A 16,773-nucleotide genomic window follows, 5' to 3' on the forward strand; every position below is an offset into this window, starting at 1 on the left:
TATATGGAGCAATTAAAAAAGCAAGTTTGTGATTATATTGAGAGCCATGAAGAGGAAAGTGTGAAATTTTTAAAACGATTAATTCAAGAAAAGAGCGTATCTGGTGATGAAAGCGGTGCGCAGGCAATTGTGATTGAAAAATTACGTGAATTAGGTTTAGAGCTCGATATATGGGAGCCTTCTTTTTCTAAAATGAAAGATCATCCTTATTTTGTATCACCCCGTACAAGTTTTTCAGATAGCCCAAATATTGTAGCAACTTTAAAAGGAAGTGGCGACGGGAAATCTATGATATTGAATGGGCATATTGATGTAGTTCCAGAAGGGGATGTGAATCAGTGGGAACATCATCCTTATAGCGGTGAGAAAATCGGAAATCGTATATATGGCCGTGGAACGACGGATATGAAGGGCGGAAATGTCGCACTTATGCTTGCGATGGAAGCGATTATTGAATCTAACATTGAATTAAAAGGAGACATCTATTTTCAAAGTGTAATAGAAGAGGAAAGTGGCGGAGCAGGGACATTAGCAACTATATTACGAGGATATAAGGCAGATGGTGTCATTATTCCGGAGCCTACTAATATGAAGTTTTTCCCGAAACAACAAGGTTCCATGTGGTTTCGTCTACGTGTAAAAGGGAAAGCTGCACACGGTGGAACGCGCTATGAAGGGGTTAGTGCAATTGAAAAAAGTATGTTTGTTATAGAACATGTAAGAAAGCTAGAGAAGAAAAGAAATAGTCGAATTACAGATCCGTTATTTAAAGAAATTCCGATTCCAATTCCAATTAACATTGGGAAAATTGAAGGAGGGAGTTGGCCAAGTTCTGTTCCCGATGAATTAATTTTAGAAGGAAGATGCGGTGTTGCGCCGAATGAGACTATAGAGGCGGCAAAAGAAGAGTTTGAGAATTGGATTGCTGAATTAAATGATGTGGACAATTGGTTTGTTGAAAATCCAGTAGAAGTAGAATGGTTTGGAGCGAGATGGGTTCCTGGTGAACTAGAAGAGAATCATGAACTCATTACGACACTTCATCACAACTTTGTTGAAATCGAAGGAAACGAACCAATTATTGAAGCATCTCCGTGGGGGACTGATGGAGGTTTATTTACACAAATTGCAAACGTACCAACAATAGTATTTGGTCCAGGAGAGACGAAAGTAGCACACTATCCAAACGAATATATAGAAGTTGATAAAATGATAGCTGCCGCAAAAATTATTGCATGTACATTACTAGATTGGTGTGAGGTGAAAAGATGAAATACTATGAATCTTTTAGAGAACAGACGAATTGTTATACAGTAGAAGGTGTTTTAGATTATTTTAATAAGCGTATTCGGGTAGATCACTATACAGGAAATGTTGAAAGTATTATACAGACAATTGACGAACTAGCAGAGAAACATTCTTTCACTAAATGTATTATTAAAGGAAAGGGAGAGCATGTTTCAACATGGCTCTCTTTCGGTTTTTTGTTGGAAGCAACGATACCTCATTATTTTCAAGGACACGATGCATACTTTTTTGTGAAATATAATAATGATGAAAGACGAAATAGTATGCATTGGATTGAGGAAGATACTATATTAAGCGGTGTAAAAGGAAAAGAAATAAAAGAAAAAGTAGTTCCAGAGAAATTTTTGCTGAGAAAAGCGACTGAAGAAGATGCAGAAGAATTAGCAACTGTATTCGGAAAAGTATTTGAAGTGTATCCGACACCTTTAAATGAAGCGAGTTATGTATTACAGACGATGAAAGAAGACGATACAATTTACTACGTGTATGAATTTGAGGGGAAAATTATTAGTACAGCATCTGCAGAAATGAACATAAAGGAAGGGAATGCAGAATTAACGAATTGTGCTACTTTACCTGAATACCGTAAACATGGATTTATGAAAAGTTTACTAATTAAATTAGAGGAAGAACTTCAAGAAAGATCTATTTTCTGCTCCTATACAATTGCTCGATCGCTTTCTTTCGGAATGAATGCTGCCTTTCATCAATTAGGCTATACGTATACAGGAAGACTGGCGAATAATTGCTACATTTTCGATAAGTTGGAAGATATGAATATATGGGTGAAAGATCTATCTAGCTATTCGAAAGCAGTAAAACTTCCGCCTCAAAATTTGGCTGTAAAGCAAAACAGTTAGGTGGAGCTGGGTGTTTGAAAAAGCCGTACTAATTAGAGTTTCGAGTTATCTAATGAAAATATAAAATTGATTAAAATTATAGAACGGAATCGTCATGCTTACAATCGCACATAGGTGTGCCGAAAATTCGGCATGTAATTGCTGGATTTTCGGCAAGAGGGGGGATGACATTGCTAGCAGTTTCGACACAAGAAGTCATTGAAGCGATTTTGGGCAGTATTGATGAGGCTATACACGCTGTAGATGAAAATGGAATTACAATATTTTATAATTCTGTAGCTGCAAAACACGATGGATCGAAGATTGAAAAAGTGTTAGGGAAACATCTGTTAGAAGCGTTCCCGTCTTTATCAAGGGAAACGAGTACATTGATGAAAGTACTAGATACAAAAAAACCTATCGTACATCAGGTACAACATTATCAAAATTTAAATGGTGAAGATGTTTGTACAGTAAATACGACGTTACCTATTTTTATAGATGGGAATATTGCTGGGGCTGTTGAAATTGCAAAGGATTACTCTACAATTCAAAAGCTTACTGACACAATTGTTGACTTACAGTCGAAAATAAAGCGATCATCTAGAAAAAAAGTGATTAAAAAGCACGCTGCATTTGAGACGATAGTGACAAATGATACGCGGTTTAAACAGACGAAAGAGTTAGCACAAAAAGTAGCACCAACAGACGCGAATGTTTTAATATATGGTGAAACAGGAACAGGAAAAGAACTGTTCGTACAAGCAATTCATGAAGCTTCTAAAAGAAAAAACAAGCCATTTATTGCACAAAACTGTGCAGCTTTACCAGAGTCGCTATTAGAAAGTTTATTGTTTGGAACGACAAAAGGAAGCTATACGGGAGCGATTGAAAGAGCTGGGCTATTTGAACTTGTTGATGGTGGTACATTATTTTTAGATGAACTGAATTCAATGCCTCTTGATTTGCAGGCAAAAATGTTACGAGTGTTAGAAGATGGAGTCATTAGAAGAATTGGTGATAATAAGACGAGAAAAGTAGATGTTCGTGTTATTACCGCGATGAACCAGCCTCCAGAAATATGTTTACGAGAGAATAAAATTCGCACTGATTTATATTATCGCTTAAACGTATTTTCATTATATATCCCACCGCTTCGTGAAAGAACTGAGGATGTACTATTATTAGCATCTTATTTTTTGAAAGAATATAATAAAAGTTATAAAAAAGGTGTACTTCAAATTGATGAGGAAGCGAAAGATAGACTGCAAGCTTATCAGTGGCCTGGAAATGTACGGGAGTTAAAACATACGATTGAACATGCTGTTATTATTGCAGAAGGGAATACATTAACAGCCAATTGTTTACCACGTACATTTCGGAAAGAGAAGTTTTCGAAGAAGAAGGGTATAATGCCACTTAGAGAAGCACTTCATCAAACAGAAAAAGAATTAATAGATCAAGCGTTGATTGAAACGGAAGGGAATATATTACAAGCCGCAAAAATGTTGGGTATCCCTCGTCAAACGCTTCAATATAAACTGAGCAAGTACGACAAAACCGCCGAATAATCGGCGGTTTTTGTGTGTTTGCACGAATAAAAGAGCGTTTACATATATAAAAAGTAATGAATATGATGTTAAGTATTGATTTCATACAACGCTTAAAAATATTTTTTCGCTTATGTAATAGGGTTCTCCGCACATTTACTTATCAACAATGTAAAGTTGGCATAACTATTGCTTATATAAAGGATGAGCGTATAAAAAGGGGGAATAGCAATGTTACATGATGTATACAAACCAAATCGTCACTGGAAGGATATCGAATTATGGAAAGATGTTACTGAAGAGCAATGGAATGATTGGGTTTGGCAATTAACGAATACGATCAAAACGTTAGATGACTTAAGAAAAGTAATTAACTTAACACCTGAAGAAGAAGAGGGCGTTAAAATTTCAACGAAAACGATCCCGTTAAACATTACACCGTACTATGCTTGGCTAATGAATCCTGATGATCCACGCTGTCCGATTCGGATGCAATCAGTACCGATTTCGGAAGAGTTATATAAAACAAAATATGATTTAGAAGACCCACTTCACGAAGACGAAGATTCACCAGTTCCAGGGCTAACACATCGTTATCCGGACCGTGTACTATTCTTAGTAACAAATCAATGTTCTATGTATTGTCGTTACTGTACACGTCGTCGTTTTAGTGGACAAATTGGAATGGGTGTACCGAAGAAACAATTAGATGATGCAATTGCTTATATTCGTGAAACGCCACAAGTACGAGATGTATTAATCTCCGGTGGTGACGGACTTCTAATTAACGATAAAATTTTAGAATATGTATTAAAAAATTTACGAGAGATTCCGCATGTTGAGATTATTCGTATCGGAACGAGGGCACCAGTAGTATTCCCACAACGTATTACAGAAAACTTATGTAACATTATTAAAAAATACCATCCAGTATGGTTAAATACACATTTCAATACATCTATTGAAATTACTGAAGAATCGAAAAAGGCATGTGAAATGTTAGCGAATGCTGGTGTTCCAGTCGGAAACCAAGCAGTAATTTTAGCTGGTATTAACGACAGCGTTCCAATTATGAAAAAACTTATGCATGACTTAGTAAAAATCCGTGTACGTCCATACTACATTTATCAATGTGACTTATCTGAAGGTATCGGTCACTTCCGTGCACCAGTATCTAAAGGTCTTGAAATTATTGAAGGTTTACGTGGACACACATCTGGTTATGCTGTTCCGACATTCGTTGTTGATGCGCCAGGCGGAGGCGGTAAAATTGCACTTCAACCAAACTATTTAATCTCACAAAGTGCAGATAAAGTTGTACTTCGTAACTTTGAAGGTGTTATTACGACGTATCCAGAGCCAGAGAGCTATATTCCAGGAAGAGCGGAAGGATACTTTAAAGAGATTTATCCGAACTACGAAGAAAAACGTTCAGATGTTGGTATCGCAGGTCTTATGAGCGATAAGAAATTTAACCTCGTTCCAGACGACTTACAGCGTATGAACCGTCGTAAAGACTACGAAGATAATGATACTCATGCATCTTTAAAAGATAAACGTGATAAGCGCGATCAATTAAAAGATAAAAAATATCAAGCACAAATGGCTAAGTTAGAAGAAAACGACAAAAAAACTGAGGGTGATGCAGTATGAATTGTATGTGGTGTGACAGTACAGAAGCGAAAGAAAGCTTGAATACTGTATATTGGGAATTACCAGATGGTACGAAAGCCATTGAAATCCAAGAGACACCATGTATTTCTTGTTCCTCGTGCGGGATGGACTATCAATCAGACCATACAGTAAAAGAAATTGAAGATCAATTATTCTTAATTTACACGAAAGATTTACCAAAACAACTAACATATGAAGAATTAATGGGAAGACCGCGTCTATTAAAAAGAAATTATTTCGACTTTTAACCAGCTTTTATGCTGGTTTTTTTCTTTTTTGCCTTGTATAATGTACCCAAGTTAGAAAGGTAGGGAATATTTTTGAAAAAGACATTTTACCATTATATGATGAAGCATCGTGCAGCTTTATTTAGAAATGAAATTTCAGATTTAGCAGAGGCGATGTATGATGATTTAAGTTTTCCGAAGCAATCTGAAGACTATGATGAAATTAGTTCATACTTAGAGTTGAGCGGAATGCTAGAAAGTATGTCTATATTTGATGAAGCCTGGGATTTATATATACAAGATAGATAAAAACTATTTGAAAACATACAGAATACATTACTTTATTTAAAGTGAAGTATTCTGTATGTTTTTTTATTATGAAATTTGTTGATTTAAAGCTAGTCTAGTTACTAGCTTTTGTTTGAGTGTAATGTAAATTTTATAAGATTATAATTTTTATTGAAAAAATTTATGAATATAAGCTTCTGTGATAAGCGTTTTTATGTAGGTTGCATATACTGATATCAAAATCACGACGTCAAAAAAAGGAGAGAGATAGAGATGGCAAGAAAAAAACAACCTAAATACAACGTAGGGGACATAGTCGTGATTACGCTATATGGAACCGTTGGGAAAATCACAAATATGAAGGTTTTAGATGGAGTTTATGTATACGAAGTCAATAATCATGATGGATTTTACGTAGAGCAAACATTGCAGCACGTTACAGAGCAAGATATGAAAAAGGGCGATACGGAGTGGATTGAATTAAATTATAATTTCACGTTTGGTGATCTTGTGCAAGTAACTGGATATGATAAAGATGTTTTCCGTATTGTTGGTTTTCGTACAGAAGTATGGAGATATAAGAATGACGCATGGGAAGATACAATTTATGAATTGTCACGGATTACGGATGGTGAATGGTTAGAAGCGGATGAATCAGATTTAACGTTACTCGCCAATGCTCAAACGGCAAATGCAATTTTGAAGAAAATGAAACAAGATAAAGCAGGTATGAATAAATTAGATTTAGGAAAGTTAAAGTCAATTAACAACTCGAAAAAAGTGAGTGTTAAGACGAATCGTCAAGAAATCATTGATGGATTACTTGATATTTATAACGATTATCAATTATTGTTCGATACATTTAAAGATGAAGAATATAAAATTGTAATGGATGTTGTTCATAATTATTTAGTTAAATTGACAGAGAAAAAATAGTTAACTAGAAAGAGAGAATAAATTGAACAACAACATATGCAGTATAAGGTATGCCTACAACTATTAAAAAAATAAAAAGCCACTTTATAAGAGAGTCTGCCCATTGATCTTCATGCATGAACTCTTCTTTTGTTTGTCCTACTTCATATTGATTTTCCATTATTATTTCCCCCTTTGAATAGCTTGTACTACAATCGTATGCATCTCGTCCAAAGCTTATGACCTATAAAAAAATAAAATCTATTTTTCTAATCTCATATACATAATTTTGAGATTTTTTCATAAAACAGAAATAAAGGAGTGATGCTCATGAAGGAAATTGAAGTCGTGATTGATACGGAAGAGATTGCGGAGTTTTTTTATGAGCAACTAATTGAAAGAGGGTACGTTCCAAAACGAGAAGAAATTGAAGATCTCGCAGATATTACATTTGAGTATTTATTAGAGAAATGCATGATTGATGAAGTTTTTGATGAAGAGGATGAATGAAAGTAACGACGGGCATAACTCGTCGTTTTTTACTCTTTACAAACCTGTCACAAATATAGTCAATAATTATTGGTATAATGAAAAGGAAATTTTACTCAAGAGGTGAAGGAATGTTCAAAAAAATTATTGATTCTTTATTAGGAAAGAAAAAATATCGTTCGTATTCAAGTAGTGATTATCGTCGTAGAGGGCGCTCGTATTCAAGTAGCGATTATAAACGACGTTCATCTGGTTATGGACATCAACATTATAAAAGAAAACGTAAAAGCCGTAGCTTCTTTTCAAGTAGCTGATGAAATGGCGTCGTGTACTAGCATTATTTGATAGACCACTGCGAAAAAATACAATTGTTGCAGAGCGTTATAAAATTGAATCAGTAATTGGAATGGGCAGTTATGGGGTTACATATGTCGTTAATGATTTACAAATAAATAGATATAAAGTCTTAAAACAATTAAGACAAAGTAAACAAAGATATGAGTCTGGTAGAAAATCATTTGAACAAGAGAAAATGATTTTACAAACATTAAATCATCATGCAATTCCTAGTCTATATGATCATTTCTTATGGGAGAAAAAGAGCTTCTTTGTGATGGAGTACATGCCTGGTAAAAATTTTGAAGATTATATTTTCATAGATGGGTATGTATATACAGAACGTGAAGTTTTTGAGATTTTATATGAAATATTAGAAATTGTATCGGTGTTTCATAGTGAAGGCATTATTCATCGAGATTTACGCATTCCAAACATACTAATGAAAGAAAATCAAATTAGTATTATCGATTTTGGATTGGCTAAATGGAAAGGTGAAGATGATGAGCGAGCTACAACTTACGAAGGTGAACAAGCTTTGATGCGAGAAGTTCACTTTCGTAGCGACTTTTATGCGCTCGGTCATTTCTCATTATTTTTATTATATGCAGGATATGAATCTAATGAAAAACAGGAAAAACCATGGTACGAAGAATTAACTTTGGAACATTATAATCGTGAAATGCTTATGCGAATGTTACAAATAAAAACGCCGTACTATGAGAATGTACAAGATTTAAAACAAGATGTAGCTTCTGCTTTAGAAAGGATGGAGACTCCATGTTTCAAAAGTTTTTAGCAAGCGTTGGTATTGGAAGTGCAAAGGTAGATACTGTTCTTGAAAAAGATGAGTATATTGTTGGGGAAGAAATAGTTGGAAAGGTTCATATAACTGGAGGTTCAGTTAGCCAACAAATTGAAAGCATTTACTTAACATTATCGACGTCGTATGTACGAGAAGTGGATGATAAAAAAGTAACAGCAACATATGATTTAGAGCGAGTACGCTTAACAGAACCTTTTTCTGTAGAACCGAATGAAAAAGTTGAAATTCCATTTTCTTTTCCAATGCCAATTGAAGCACCACTTACACTTGGTATGAAAACGGTTTGGATTCATACAGGTCTTGATATTAAACGTAGTATAGACCCAAGTGACCGCGACTACGTTCAAGTGTTACCTAATGCATTATTAAGTAGTGTTTTAGATAGTGTAAATGAATTAGGGTTTAAAGCACGTCATATAGAATGTGAAGAATTACCGCATCGATTACGTAAGCAAGTTCCATTCGCACAAGAATTTGAGTTTATTCCGGTTTCTGGAGAGCATTATGGGAAATTAGATGAATTAGAATTATTAATCTTGCCACGTGCATACGACCGACTAGAAATTATTATGGAAGTAGATAGAAAATCACGTGGATTAGCTGGTTTATTCGCTGAGGCGCTTGATCTTGATGAGAAGGTGATTCGTTTTACCGTAACAAGAGAAGATATCCCTGAGATGAAGCAAAAAATTAATAATTATATTTTTTAATAAACTATGCATAAAAAAGAAATGGAGAGGAAAACTAAAACAACCGCTCCATTTTTTTGCATAGTGAGGTTATGTATGTGAAACGATATCGACATTTATACTTGCTAAGTTTTACGTTACTCATTTGTTTTGTCGTATTATCACTTTCGTATCATACCGCTTGTATTAAGAACTTTGACAATATAGTCGCACATTTTATTCAAAGCTTTCGAAACGATTATTTGACGACCTATTTTACTTGGGTGTCTTTTATCGGTTCCAAAAGAATATATTTTCCATTACTCATTATTCTTGTAATGTATTTTCTCGTTAGAAAAAAGTTACTTAGTGCGTTACTTCTAACAATTAATTACTACGGATCTCGTTATTTAAACAGTATGCTTAAACTATGGTACGAACGAGCAAGACCTGATGTCACGCAGCTTGTTACTGCAACTGGATATAGTTTTCCGAGCGGTCATACGATGAATGCTACTGCTTTTTTAGGATTTATTGCATACGTCACAATTACTGAAGAGCGTATTTCGTTGCATAAAAAATTGTTAATTATTCTTATAGCAAGCTTTGTTGTATTATCTATTTCAGTTAGCCGAATATATCTTGGCGTGCACTATCCATCTGACATATTAGCAGGATGGGCAGCTGGCGGTAGCTGGCTCGTTTTATGTGTTATATTCCATAAAACGTTCATAAAAAAAGAACCTATGTCATAATAGGTTCTTTTTTCATTGGCTCAACATGAATGTGTGCATGGTAAATTCCAAATTTTTTGCGCAGCATAGCTTCGATGTTGTCGGTAATACAGTGACTTTCTCCAACATCCATGCGAGCATCTACTTCAATTGTAATATCAACGTACGTTTGATTCCCATACATACGTGCTCGAATATCTACAATGTTTTCCACACCGCCAATATGCTCAATAGCATCAGCGTATTCTTCCATTTTATCAGGATCAATTCCATCTGTTAGCATATGAGAAGATTCTACGAAAATCTCCCATGCAGTTTTACAAATAATAAGACCGACAATTAAAGCGGCAATAGGGTCTAAAATAGGCATTTGGAACTGAGAACCGACAATACCTACTACGGTACCAATACTTACGAGTGCATCTGATAAATTATCCTTTGCAGCGGCTTCTAATGATTTACTTTTTGTTCGTGCTGCAATTTTTTTCGTATACAAATACACGCAGTACATAACGACAGCAGAAAATAAAGCAACCCATGCAGCGAGTACATTAGGCGCTGCTTGTTTCGGATTTAAGAAAGATTGAATGGCACTAATAACAACTTCTAATCCGACTGTTGCCATAATGAAGGACGCAACAAGTGATGCGATTTGTTCGGCACGCGAATGCCCATACGGATGATCTGGGTCACGAGGTTTACGAGATATTTTTAGACCAATTAATATCGCTAAAGAAGCACCGATATCCGTTAAGTTATTTAAACCGTCAGCGCGTAATGCGCTAGAGAGGGTAATATAACTGATGATGATTTTCATAGAGGATAAAAATATGTAGGCCATAATGCTGACAATAGCACCTTTATCAGCTTCTTTATGAGAAAGAGTATCCATTTTAATCACTCACCTTTCTTTAAAGGAATTTCTTTCTATAAATAGAGTATCAAACGAAAGTCGTGTGGGTCTATACAAACATTGTTGACGTTTTATAGCTTTTTAAGAAGGGGATAACAAAGTTTCGTAAAGGAAAAATATGTTGAAAAGTACAAAGTCAAGGTGTGAACCTAATTGGAGTTTATTTACTAAAGAGATAGGAGGGTAGATGGATGAGGAAACGAATACTTTTCTTACTACGTATTATTCTTATCATGACAAGGTGTAATTCATTAAACGATGAAAAACTTCAAAAGATAATTGTGAAAATAGATGAAAGCCCTCTGAAAAATATTTTCCAGAGGGCTTTCATTTTAGTATGCTTCTAAAAACTCAGTAACTTGCTCTTCTGTTTTTGCATTAGCACTATGTAAGTGGCCTAGCTTCTCACCGTTTTGGTATACAAGTAAACTTGGAATACCCATTACTTGATACTCTTCAGCGATACTTGGAAACTCATCTTTATTGATAGAGTACCATTCAAATTTATTGAACTCTTCCATTACATCTCCGATAAAGTTGTCCATACGTACGCAATCTGGGCACCATGTAGTAAAGAACTTAACAACTACAGGCTCCTCGCTTGCGATGATGTCTTTGAATTCTTGTTCTGTTTTAATTTCTTTCATAAGTAAAACTCCTTTCAATATCACACGAATTTATATGCAAAATTCGTATTTGCAAACATGTTGCAAACTTATTATTTGTTTTTTAGTTTTGTAGTTCGTTCACACTTATAAAATTATATGTAACATGACTGCGCTACTAAGTGTGAAAATAATGGAACCTCACTTTTCTTTATAAGCTTTTTCCAGGATTGTGTCAAACTTTTGAATTTTATACAGAAATTAAAGAAGCCCACACTTTGATTGAGTATGGGCAGAGTGACTAAAATTAATCGCTTATTAATTTCGAATAGATATTTAAATCGATAAGCTTTCCAGCTGATTTTTCGCTCTTTCTCAGAATCCCTTCTAGATTAATTAACTTTTATTATACAAGAAAATAACTACATTGAACAAAAGCGTTAATTGGAGGTAACGAAATGACAAACTCATCAATTGAATATTGCGTTCAGTGTGATTAAGAAAGTGGTGTATAAAGATGGGACGAGATGAGAGTTACTTCCGAGCTAAAAAAAGAGTAGATAATTTAAACTCATTTTACATGCATTTAACCATCTACATACTAGTCAATCTGATGCTTTTTTACTTTTTAAGTAGTGAATTAGCTATTTTTTATTTTATAAAGAAATAACTCCGAAGCTCATATCCTTTCATGATAATATAAGGTGAAGAGGAGGGCCTTCCCTCTAATTATTAGTACACACTAATAAGGTTTTACGGGTAGTTAATTTTTTATCTAACTTCCTCGTATGTACTGAATTTTAATGTGAAAATGTTCGTTAATAGGAGATAAAAGAAAAAAGAGGATATATGAATGCTTGTATTAGGTTTTATATTAATTGGTTTAGGTGTTTTTATTGTTTGTCTGACTGTAATTGATGGAATCAGAGAGACAAAGGAACATAGTTTCAGTGGGTTTAAAGATTTTATTATTATTGTGCTGGTGCATATTATAGAAATAATCAGTGATTTATGGGGATTCCGATTGCTATTTATATTGATAGGATTGGTTTGCATCGGATTTGGCGTTGCTATTTTAATAGTGGAATTGTAGTGGAAGATAAGTAAAGGGCATCTAATTAAGATGCCTTTTTATATTAATTCCAAAAATTGAATAAGGTTAGAAATTATATGGTTGTAATGGGAATTGAGGGATATGAATAAAAAAATTTTATCCCGCTATTTGTCGGGCAGTAAATACCCCCAACTCAAAATTCAGCGGAAGCAAAGAAGTTAGGTGGGGTCGGGCTGCCAGTAAAAGCCCGATTGGTGAGAGCTGATTAAAGTTTCACTTTATTAGGGATTTGCCTTAAACATTTATTACAGTCAAGAATATTTATAATAATATGAACTAAAAAAGGTCCAATTTTTGTAATGTTGGAGGGGATTATTGTGGACATAACTCAAAGCGTATCAAGAATAGTGGTTAATGGGAAAGACCTTTCTTTCACTTCAGTTCAAACCTCTGCATGGAATCATGGACCTGTAAATGATTTAATCGTTACGACGAATCAGAGAGTGAATGGGCTTTATCAATTCATGTGGTCACAAGTACCGGTTACGATTTCGGTATATTTCCTTCAAGGAGCGGATTTACTTAGGTTCGTTAGGGTTGCGGGAATTAATGAGCGTGTAACAGGAGAATATGTATATCATTTCATTTGGTGATAAGAAGGAGTCAAAGTAGTCTAGCAGCTACTTTTTTATTTTGTCATTTGAATATAAGCGAGCGGACTAGCTTTATAGTACCCACTGAAATAAAGAATCATAATATAATTTGTAATAACTTATACGGAAGTGAGTTGAAAATCATGTTTTATTCATATTTTAATTCTGAAACTGGTATGCGACCAGCGTATGGTACATCTATAACGTATAGTGGAGCACAAAGTACAGTCCAAGCTATTCAACAAGCATTGCAAATGCAACAACAATTGCAAATGCAGCAGCAAGGTGTACAACCGTATTATTCATCCGTAGAGTATTTTTACCCAGTACATCATGTTACACCGTACGGAAGTTCTTTTCTTACTATTCCATATGGAACTGTATACAACTTATAACTAGTAAGGAATGCAGTGGTGTATATAAATAAGGGTGCAGGTTAATAGCGCCCTTATGAATAATAAAAATAGCTAGTCCAAACCTTATAAATCAATCTTACATAATATGTAGTAATAAGTTTGAAAGGGGAATTAGTATGTCTTGTTATTACTACTGTAAGTATTGTAAGGAGTATAAAAAGAAGCATCATGATTGTTGTAAGAACACTAGTAAGTGCCATGATAACAAGGACAATCTTGTTAGAGCATCGGCATTTAGAGCTAGAAATACTGTGAATCAAAATGTTCCTGCTAATACTTTTGTGAAAGTGTTATTTCAAAATGAACAATTTGATTTAGCGAATGAGTATAATCCAGCAACATCTATTTTTATGCCGAAGACTAAAGGTGTATATTCTATTATTGGAACGATTGGTTTCTTTCCAAACGATCCAACTTTAAATTATAGAGCGCGTGTAGAAATTCGTGTGAATGGAAACGCAGCGATAGCTATAGATAATGACTTTTTTGGTCCAATAAGTTTTGGAAATGTCGTAAGTGTTTCGACAATTGTTCAATTGAATGCAGGGGATGAAGTTGAGATTTATGCACAAAGTAGTATAGATGGAGTTTTAAGTCCTTTAGAAGATGGTGCACATTTTGAAGCAGCAAGATTTCCTTCTCCAATTAAATAAAGTCATTAAACAATGAGTTTGCAGAAGCTTAAAGGTAAACCCTCACCGAAATGGTGAGGGTTTTTAAATCTATTAAAAATAGTAACAGGTCGTCCAAGCTATTCTAATCTATATAGCATACTATGTAAAAATAAGTGTAAAGGGGGACTCACTATGTCTTATTATTACTGTAAGTATTGTAAAGATTACAAAAAGGAAAGTCATGATTGTTATAGGAAAAGTAGTAAATGTGATAGGAAGTATGTAAAGGTGAAGTGTTGTGATGATAAGAAAGAGGAGCTTGTAAGGGCATCGGCATTTAGAGCTGTGAATACAGTTAATCAACCTGTTCTAGCAAATACTCCTGTTAAAGTATTATTTCAAAATGAACAATTTGATCTAGCGAATGAATATAATCCAGTAACGTCGATTTTTACTCCGAAAACTAGAGGGGTATATAGTGTATTAGGAAATATAACATTTTCTCCAAATGATTTTAATGTAAATTACAGAGCTAGAGTAGAAATTCGTGTAAATGGCAATCCGGCAATAGCGATAGATAATGATTTCTTTGGAACAGGAGTATTTTTTAATAATGATGTTTCCGTAACTACTATTCTTCAATTAGAAGCAGGAGATTTAGTTGAAGTTTTTGCAGAAAGTAGTATTGCTGGCGTAATTGTACAAAATGTTAATGGTGTAAATACGGTTCATTTTGAAGCGGCAAGATTTCCTTCTCCAACTAAATAAAACTGATTATTAAATGTTTTTTAGTAGGTTTAGTTAATCCCCTTACCAAATGGTGGGGGATTATTATTGTTTTTCTAAAATATATAAGTAAATAGGTAAAGCGTAGTTTAATTTGTAGGGGCTTCAACCTTCTTCAGATAATAAACAGAATAATAAGTAACATGCTTGTAAAAACGCATTGTTAGTAAGTTTACTAGTTTTCTTATAGAACAAGAAAGACGGAATACATAAAAGATCGTATCATTATGTTTTTTCTTTACTATATAGAAATTATATATTGAACATAGATTTGTGTAGGGAATGCTAATACACTGAAAAGAATAGCATAAAGGCGATTACACTATATAAAAACAAAATCAATCCTAAGATGAGTAGTATTGGATGCAACTTGAACATATTTGACCTCCTTGAGTATATAAAGAATTTTAATATATTATTGGTCAATTTAGAAGGGGGACGGTTACATAAAAAAAGAGCATACATAAAAAGTACGCTCCAAAGAAAGATAGGTTTTATGAGTGGATAATCTCCATACGATAATATATGTTCTTTTCATAAAAACGTGTAAAAAATCAATGAATTATCAATGGAATATCATAACATGAGTAATTTTAGTCTAGGAATGCAGTTATTTTCTTTCTCGGTTATTTTAGGTAATAAAGTTGTGAAAATCGTGCATTATGCGGACTAACAACGGGATAGCGATCGTACTTCCGTTACATATTTCTTAAAGTCTGGGTATTGCGTGATAGTTTGACATTTAGGGGTGCATAGTTGATTAATTATAGACACATTTGTAATTACTTCGTTACAAGGACCGAAAAATGTAATTTTTAGCTTTGAATTTGGTGGGATTTTGAACACGATGGGTTTTTTTTCCATGAAATCAGCTCCTAATATTGAGTATTATAATTTAATGGATATAGAGTCGTATTAGTATAATATGAAATTTCAGTGGATTTGCTTATAATAAAGAATTTTATAGTAGTAAAAGTGCTTAAAGATGTAAAGAGAAAATTGAGAATGGGAAATAAAATGTTTAATTAATATAATCAATAAATACGCAAATGGTTAATATAACTAATGCATTTTTTTGTTTGTTACATATTATGTTAGTAAGAATGGTATAAGGAGGTAGTATAAAATAGTGGAAGAAAATGTACAAGCTCAGCTTTCGCCACCGTGGATCACATATTTTAATGAATTAAAAAATTCAATAGGTGCTGATCCAACTGTTACAGTTGGGCCGCTTATTCCTGTTGGTGGTAATTATATTATTTTAGTGCATGCGTTAAGCAACGAAAAAGCGAGAGCATTAGCAACGCTTTTAAAATCTTTTGTACAATTTGGGAATGTAAGTGTGACAGTTATTGTAACGAATAATGAGAATGAAATTGTAAATCCATTTCCTTGTCCACTAGATGCATTTGAAATAGCTCATTTATTTCAAGTAGCACTAGAAAATAATCCTTATTTTGAACAAGTTGTGGTACAGCCTCAGTTCCCTGGCGGACCGAATGTTGTTTTTCCGGTTTTCGCTGCGGAAGTCATTCAGTTTTTCAATGACGATATTTCTAACTTATGTCAAACGTTTACAGGTGTTGCGGCCAATGTGTTTCGTGATGTAATGAATGATGAGGTTTGTGGTATCCCAATTCTATTTTCCACAAGTTGTGTTATGAGCAGTGAAAACTCACAATTACAAAATACAGACTTAGCACCAAAGTTGTTTTATTAAACTGTAAAAAGACATTTTCAGTAATAGAAAATGTCTTTTTTATGCACCAATAGTGTTCAGGTTGGAAAATTGCAATTTAATAGGAGTAAAATTCAATTAATTAAAATTTTTCTAAATCTCAAATTTCATGTAGAGGTAGTAATTTTGACTTAAGAATA

At 33.9% G+C, this 16,773-nt stretch carries 22 protein-coding genes and 1 pseudogene; 19 read left to right on the forward strand and 4 right to left on the reverse strand.

All coding sequences use genetic code 11. From position 1 onward, the window contains the following. Positions 1 to 3 precede the first annotated feature (3 nt). The 7 genes from MR112_RS05060 to MR112_RS05090 all read left to right on the forward strand — a co-directional run bounded on the left by MR112_RS05060 (position 4) and on the right by MR112_RS05090 (position 6,822). Complete coding sequence (locus tag MR112_RS05060) at positions 4 to 1,272, forward strand: peptidase (protein ID WP_033696337.1); 1,269 nt, start codon at positions 4 to 6, stop codon at positions 1,270 to 1,272. After that, positions 1,269 to 2,168 carry a putative beta-lysine N-acetyltransferase gene (ablB, locus tag MR112_RS05065; protein WP_000878594.1) on the forward strand — a complete coding sequence of 300 codons (900 nt, stop codon included), beginning with the start codon at positions 1,269 to 1,271 and terminating at the stop codon, positions 2,166 to 2,168. The genes MR112_RS05060 and ablB overlap by 4 nt, the downstream gene beginning before the upstream one ends. 164 nt (positions 2,169 to 2,332) lie before the next feature. Beyond that, positions 2,333 to 3,718, forward strand: a complete 1,386-nt coding sequence (rocR, locus tag MR112_RS05070) for an arginine utilization transcriptional regulator RocR (protein ID WP_011110073.1) — start codon at positions 2,333 to 2,335, stop codon at positions 3,716 to 3,718. Positions 3,719 to 3,928: 210 nt separating this feature from the next. Further along, positions 3,929 to 5,350, forward strand: coding sequence for a lysine 2,3-aminomutase (gene kamA / locus MR112_RS05075; RefSeq protein WP_000902142.1), 1,422 nt, complete (start codon positions 3,929 to 3,931; stop codon positions 5,348 to 5,350). Further along, positions 5,347 to 5,619 (forward strand): YokU family protein, encoded by a 273-nt coding sequence (locus tag MR112_RS05080; protein ID WP_000995763.1) that lies wholly within the window; start codon positions 5,347 to 5,349, stop codon positions 5,617 to 5,619. The genes kamA and MR112_RS05080 overlap by 4 nt, the downstream gene beginning before the upstream one ends. A 72-nt stretch (positions 5,620 to 5,691) precedes the next feature. After that, entirely contained in the window at positions 5,692 to 5,907 is a 216-nt protein-coding gene (locus MR112_RS05085; RefSeq protein ID WP_000750717.1) for a YozE family protein, read from the forward strand. 252 nt (positions 5,908 to 6,159) lie between these two features. Further along, on the forward strand, positions 6,160 to 6,822 hold the full coding sequence (locus tag MR112_RS05090; RefSeq protein ID WP_000101499.1) for a hypothetical protein: 663 nt from the start codon (positions 6,160 to 6,162) through the stop codon (positions 6,820 to 6,822). A gap of 4 nt (positions 6,823 to 6,826) precedes the next feature. On the opposite strand, the gene MR112_RS05095 is transcribed toward MR112_RS05090, so the two are convergent. Further along, positions 6,827 to 6,982, reverse strand: a complete 156-nt coding sequence (locus MR112_RS05095) for a DUF3930 family protein (RefSeq protein ID WP_000431486.1) — start codon at positions 6,980 to 6,982, stop codon at positions 6,827 to 6,829. 149 nt (positions 6,983 to 7,131) lie between these two features. Here MR112_RS05095 and MR112_RS05100 point away from each other — a divergent pair, with 149 nt between their 5' ends. The 5 genes from MR112_RS05100 (at position 7,132) to MR112_RS05120 (ending at position 9,875) form a co-directional block, all read left to right on the forward strand. After that, positions 7,132 to 7,311 carry a YozD family protein gene (locus MR112_RS05100; RefSeq protein ID WP_000658451.1) on the forward strand — a complete coding sequence of 60 codons (180 nt, stop codon included), beginning with the start codon at positions 7,132 to 7,134 and terminating at the stop codon, positions 7,309 to 7,311. A gap of 110 nt (positions 7,312 to 7,421) precedes the next feature. Beyond that, positions 7,422 to 7,604, forward strand: coding sequence for a hypothetical protein (locus MR112_RS05105; RefSeq protein ID WP_000473371.1), 183 nt, complete (start codon positions 7,422 to 7,424; stop codon positions 7,602 to 7,604). Further along, positions 7,604 to 8,425: a serine/threonine protein kinase gene (locus MR112_RS05110; RefSeq protein WP_000872063.1), complete on the forward strand. Its 822-nt coding sequence runs from the start codon at positions 7,604 to 7,606 to the stop codon at positions 8,423 to 8,425. Before MR112_RS05105 ends, MR112_RS05110 begins: the two co-directional genes overlap by 1 nt. Then, positions 8,407 to 9,162, forward strand: coding sequence for a sporulation protein (locus tag MR112_RS05115; protein ID WP_000486625.1), 756 nt, complete (start codon positions 8,407 to 8,409; stop codon positions 9,160 to 9,162). Before MR112_RS05110 ends, MR112_RS05115 begins: the two co-directional genes overlap by 19 nt. Positions 9,163 to 9,239: 77 nt before the next feature. Continuing rightward, complete coding sequence (locus MR112_RS05120) at positions 9,240 to 9,875, forward strand: phosphatase PAP2 family protein (RefSeq protein ID WP_060852167.1); 636 nt, start codon at positions 9,240 to 9,242, stop codon at positions 9,873 to 9,875. Here MR112_RS05120 and MR112_RS05125 read toward each other — a convergent pair. Together MR112_RS05125 and MR112_RS05130 are read right to left on the reverse strand one after the other, a co-directional pair. Next, a complete protein-coding gene (locus MR112_RS05125) occupies positions 9,865 to 10,746 on the reverse strand; it encodes a cation diffusion facilitator family transporter (RefSeq protein ID WP_000380385.1) in 882 nt (293 codons plus the stop codon). The genes MR112_RS05120 and MR112_RS05125 overlap by 11 nt on opposite strands. 353 nt (positions 10,747 to 11,099) lie before the next feature. Beyond that, entirely contained in the window at positions 11,100 to 11,414 is a 315-nt protein-coding gene (locus MR112_RS05130) for a thioredoxin family protein (protein WP_000658787.1), read from the reverse strand. A gap of 475 nt (positions 11,415 to 11,889) precedes the next feature. Between MR112_RS05130 and MR112_RS05135 the strand changes: the two are divergent. The 6 genes and pseudogenes from MR112_RS05135 to MR112_RS05160 all read left to right on the forward strand — a co-directional run. Further along, positions 11,890 to 11,994, forward strand: a pseudogene (locus MR112_RS05135) (2TM domain-containing protein); the annotation flags it as partial. 231 nt (positions 11,995 to 12,225) lie between these two features. Further along, positions 12,226 to 12,465 (forward strand): hypothetical protein, encoded by a 240-nt coding sequence (locus MR112_RS05140; protein ID WP_000960640.1) that lies wholly within the window; start codon positions 12,226 to 12,228, stop codon positions 12,463 to 12,465. 338 nt (positions 12,466 to 12,803) lie between these two features. Then, entirely contained in the window at positions 12,804 to 13,079 is a 276-nt protein-coding gene (locus MR112_RS05145; protein WP_134208065.1) for a hypothetical protein, read from the forward strand. A 143-nt stretch (positions 13,080 to 13,222) separates the two neighbouring features. Beyond that, the gene (locus tag MR112_RS05150; protein WP_000500095.1) at positions 13,223 to 13,474 is read left to right on the forward strand and encodes a DUF3947 family protein; all 252 of its coding nucleotides are present in this window, start codon (positions 13,223 to 13,225) and stop codon (positions 13,472 to 13,474) included. Between the two features lie 137 nt (positions 13,475 to 13,611). Beyond that, positions 13,612 to 14,148 carry a C1q-like domain-containing protein gene (locus tag MR112_RS05155; RefSeq protein ID WP_001278088.1) on the forward strand — a complete coding sequence of 179 codons (537 nt, stop codon included), beginning with the start codon at positions 13,612 to 13,614 and terminating at the stop codon, positions 14,146 to 14,148. A 153-nt stretch (positions 14,149 to 14,301) separates the two neighbouring features. Then, complete coding sequence (locus tag MR112_RS05160; protein WP_000122943.1) at positions 14,302 to 14,877, forward strand: complement C1q domain-containing protein; 576 nt, start codon at positions 14,302 to 14,304, stop codon at positions 14,875 to 14,877. 687 nt (positions 14,878 to 15,564) lie between these two features. Here MR112_RS05160 and MR112_RS05165 read toward each other — a convergent pair. Further along, positions 15,565 to 15,759 carry a hypothetical protein gene (locus tag MR112_RS05165; RefSeq protein ID WP_000412555.1) on the reverse strand — a complete coding sequence of 65 codons (195 nt, stop codon included), beginning with the start codon at positions 15,757 to 15,759 and terminating at the stop codon, positions 15,565 to 15,567. Positions 15,760 to 16,024: 265 nt separating this feature from the next. Here MR112_RS05165 and MR112_RS05170 point away from each other — a divergent pair, with 265 nt between their 5' ends. Further along, entirely contained in the window at positions 16,025 to 16,615 is a 591-nt protein-coding gene (locus MR112_RS05170; RefSeq protein ID WP_000392281.1) for a hypothetical protein, read from the forward strand. Positions 16,616 to 16,773 lie beyond the last annotated feature (158 nt).

The organism is Bacillus cereus group sp. BfR-BA-01330 (assembly GCF_022663885.1).
GTDB lineage: Bacteria > Bacillota > Bacilli > Bacillales > Bacillaceae_G > Bacillus_A > Bacillus_A cereus.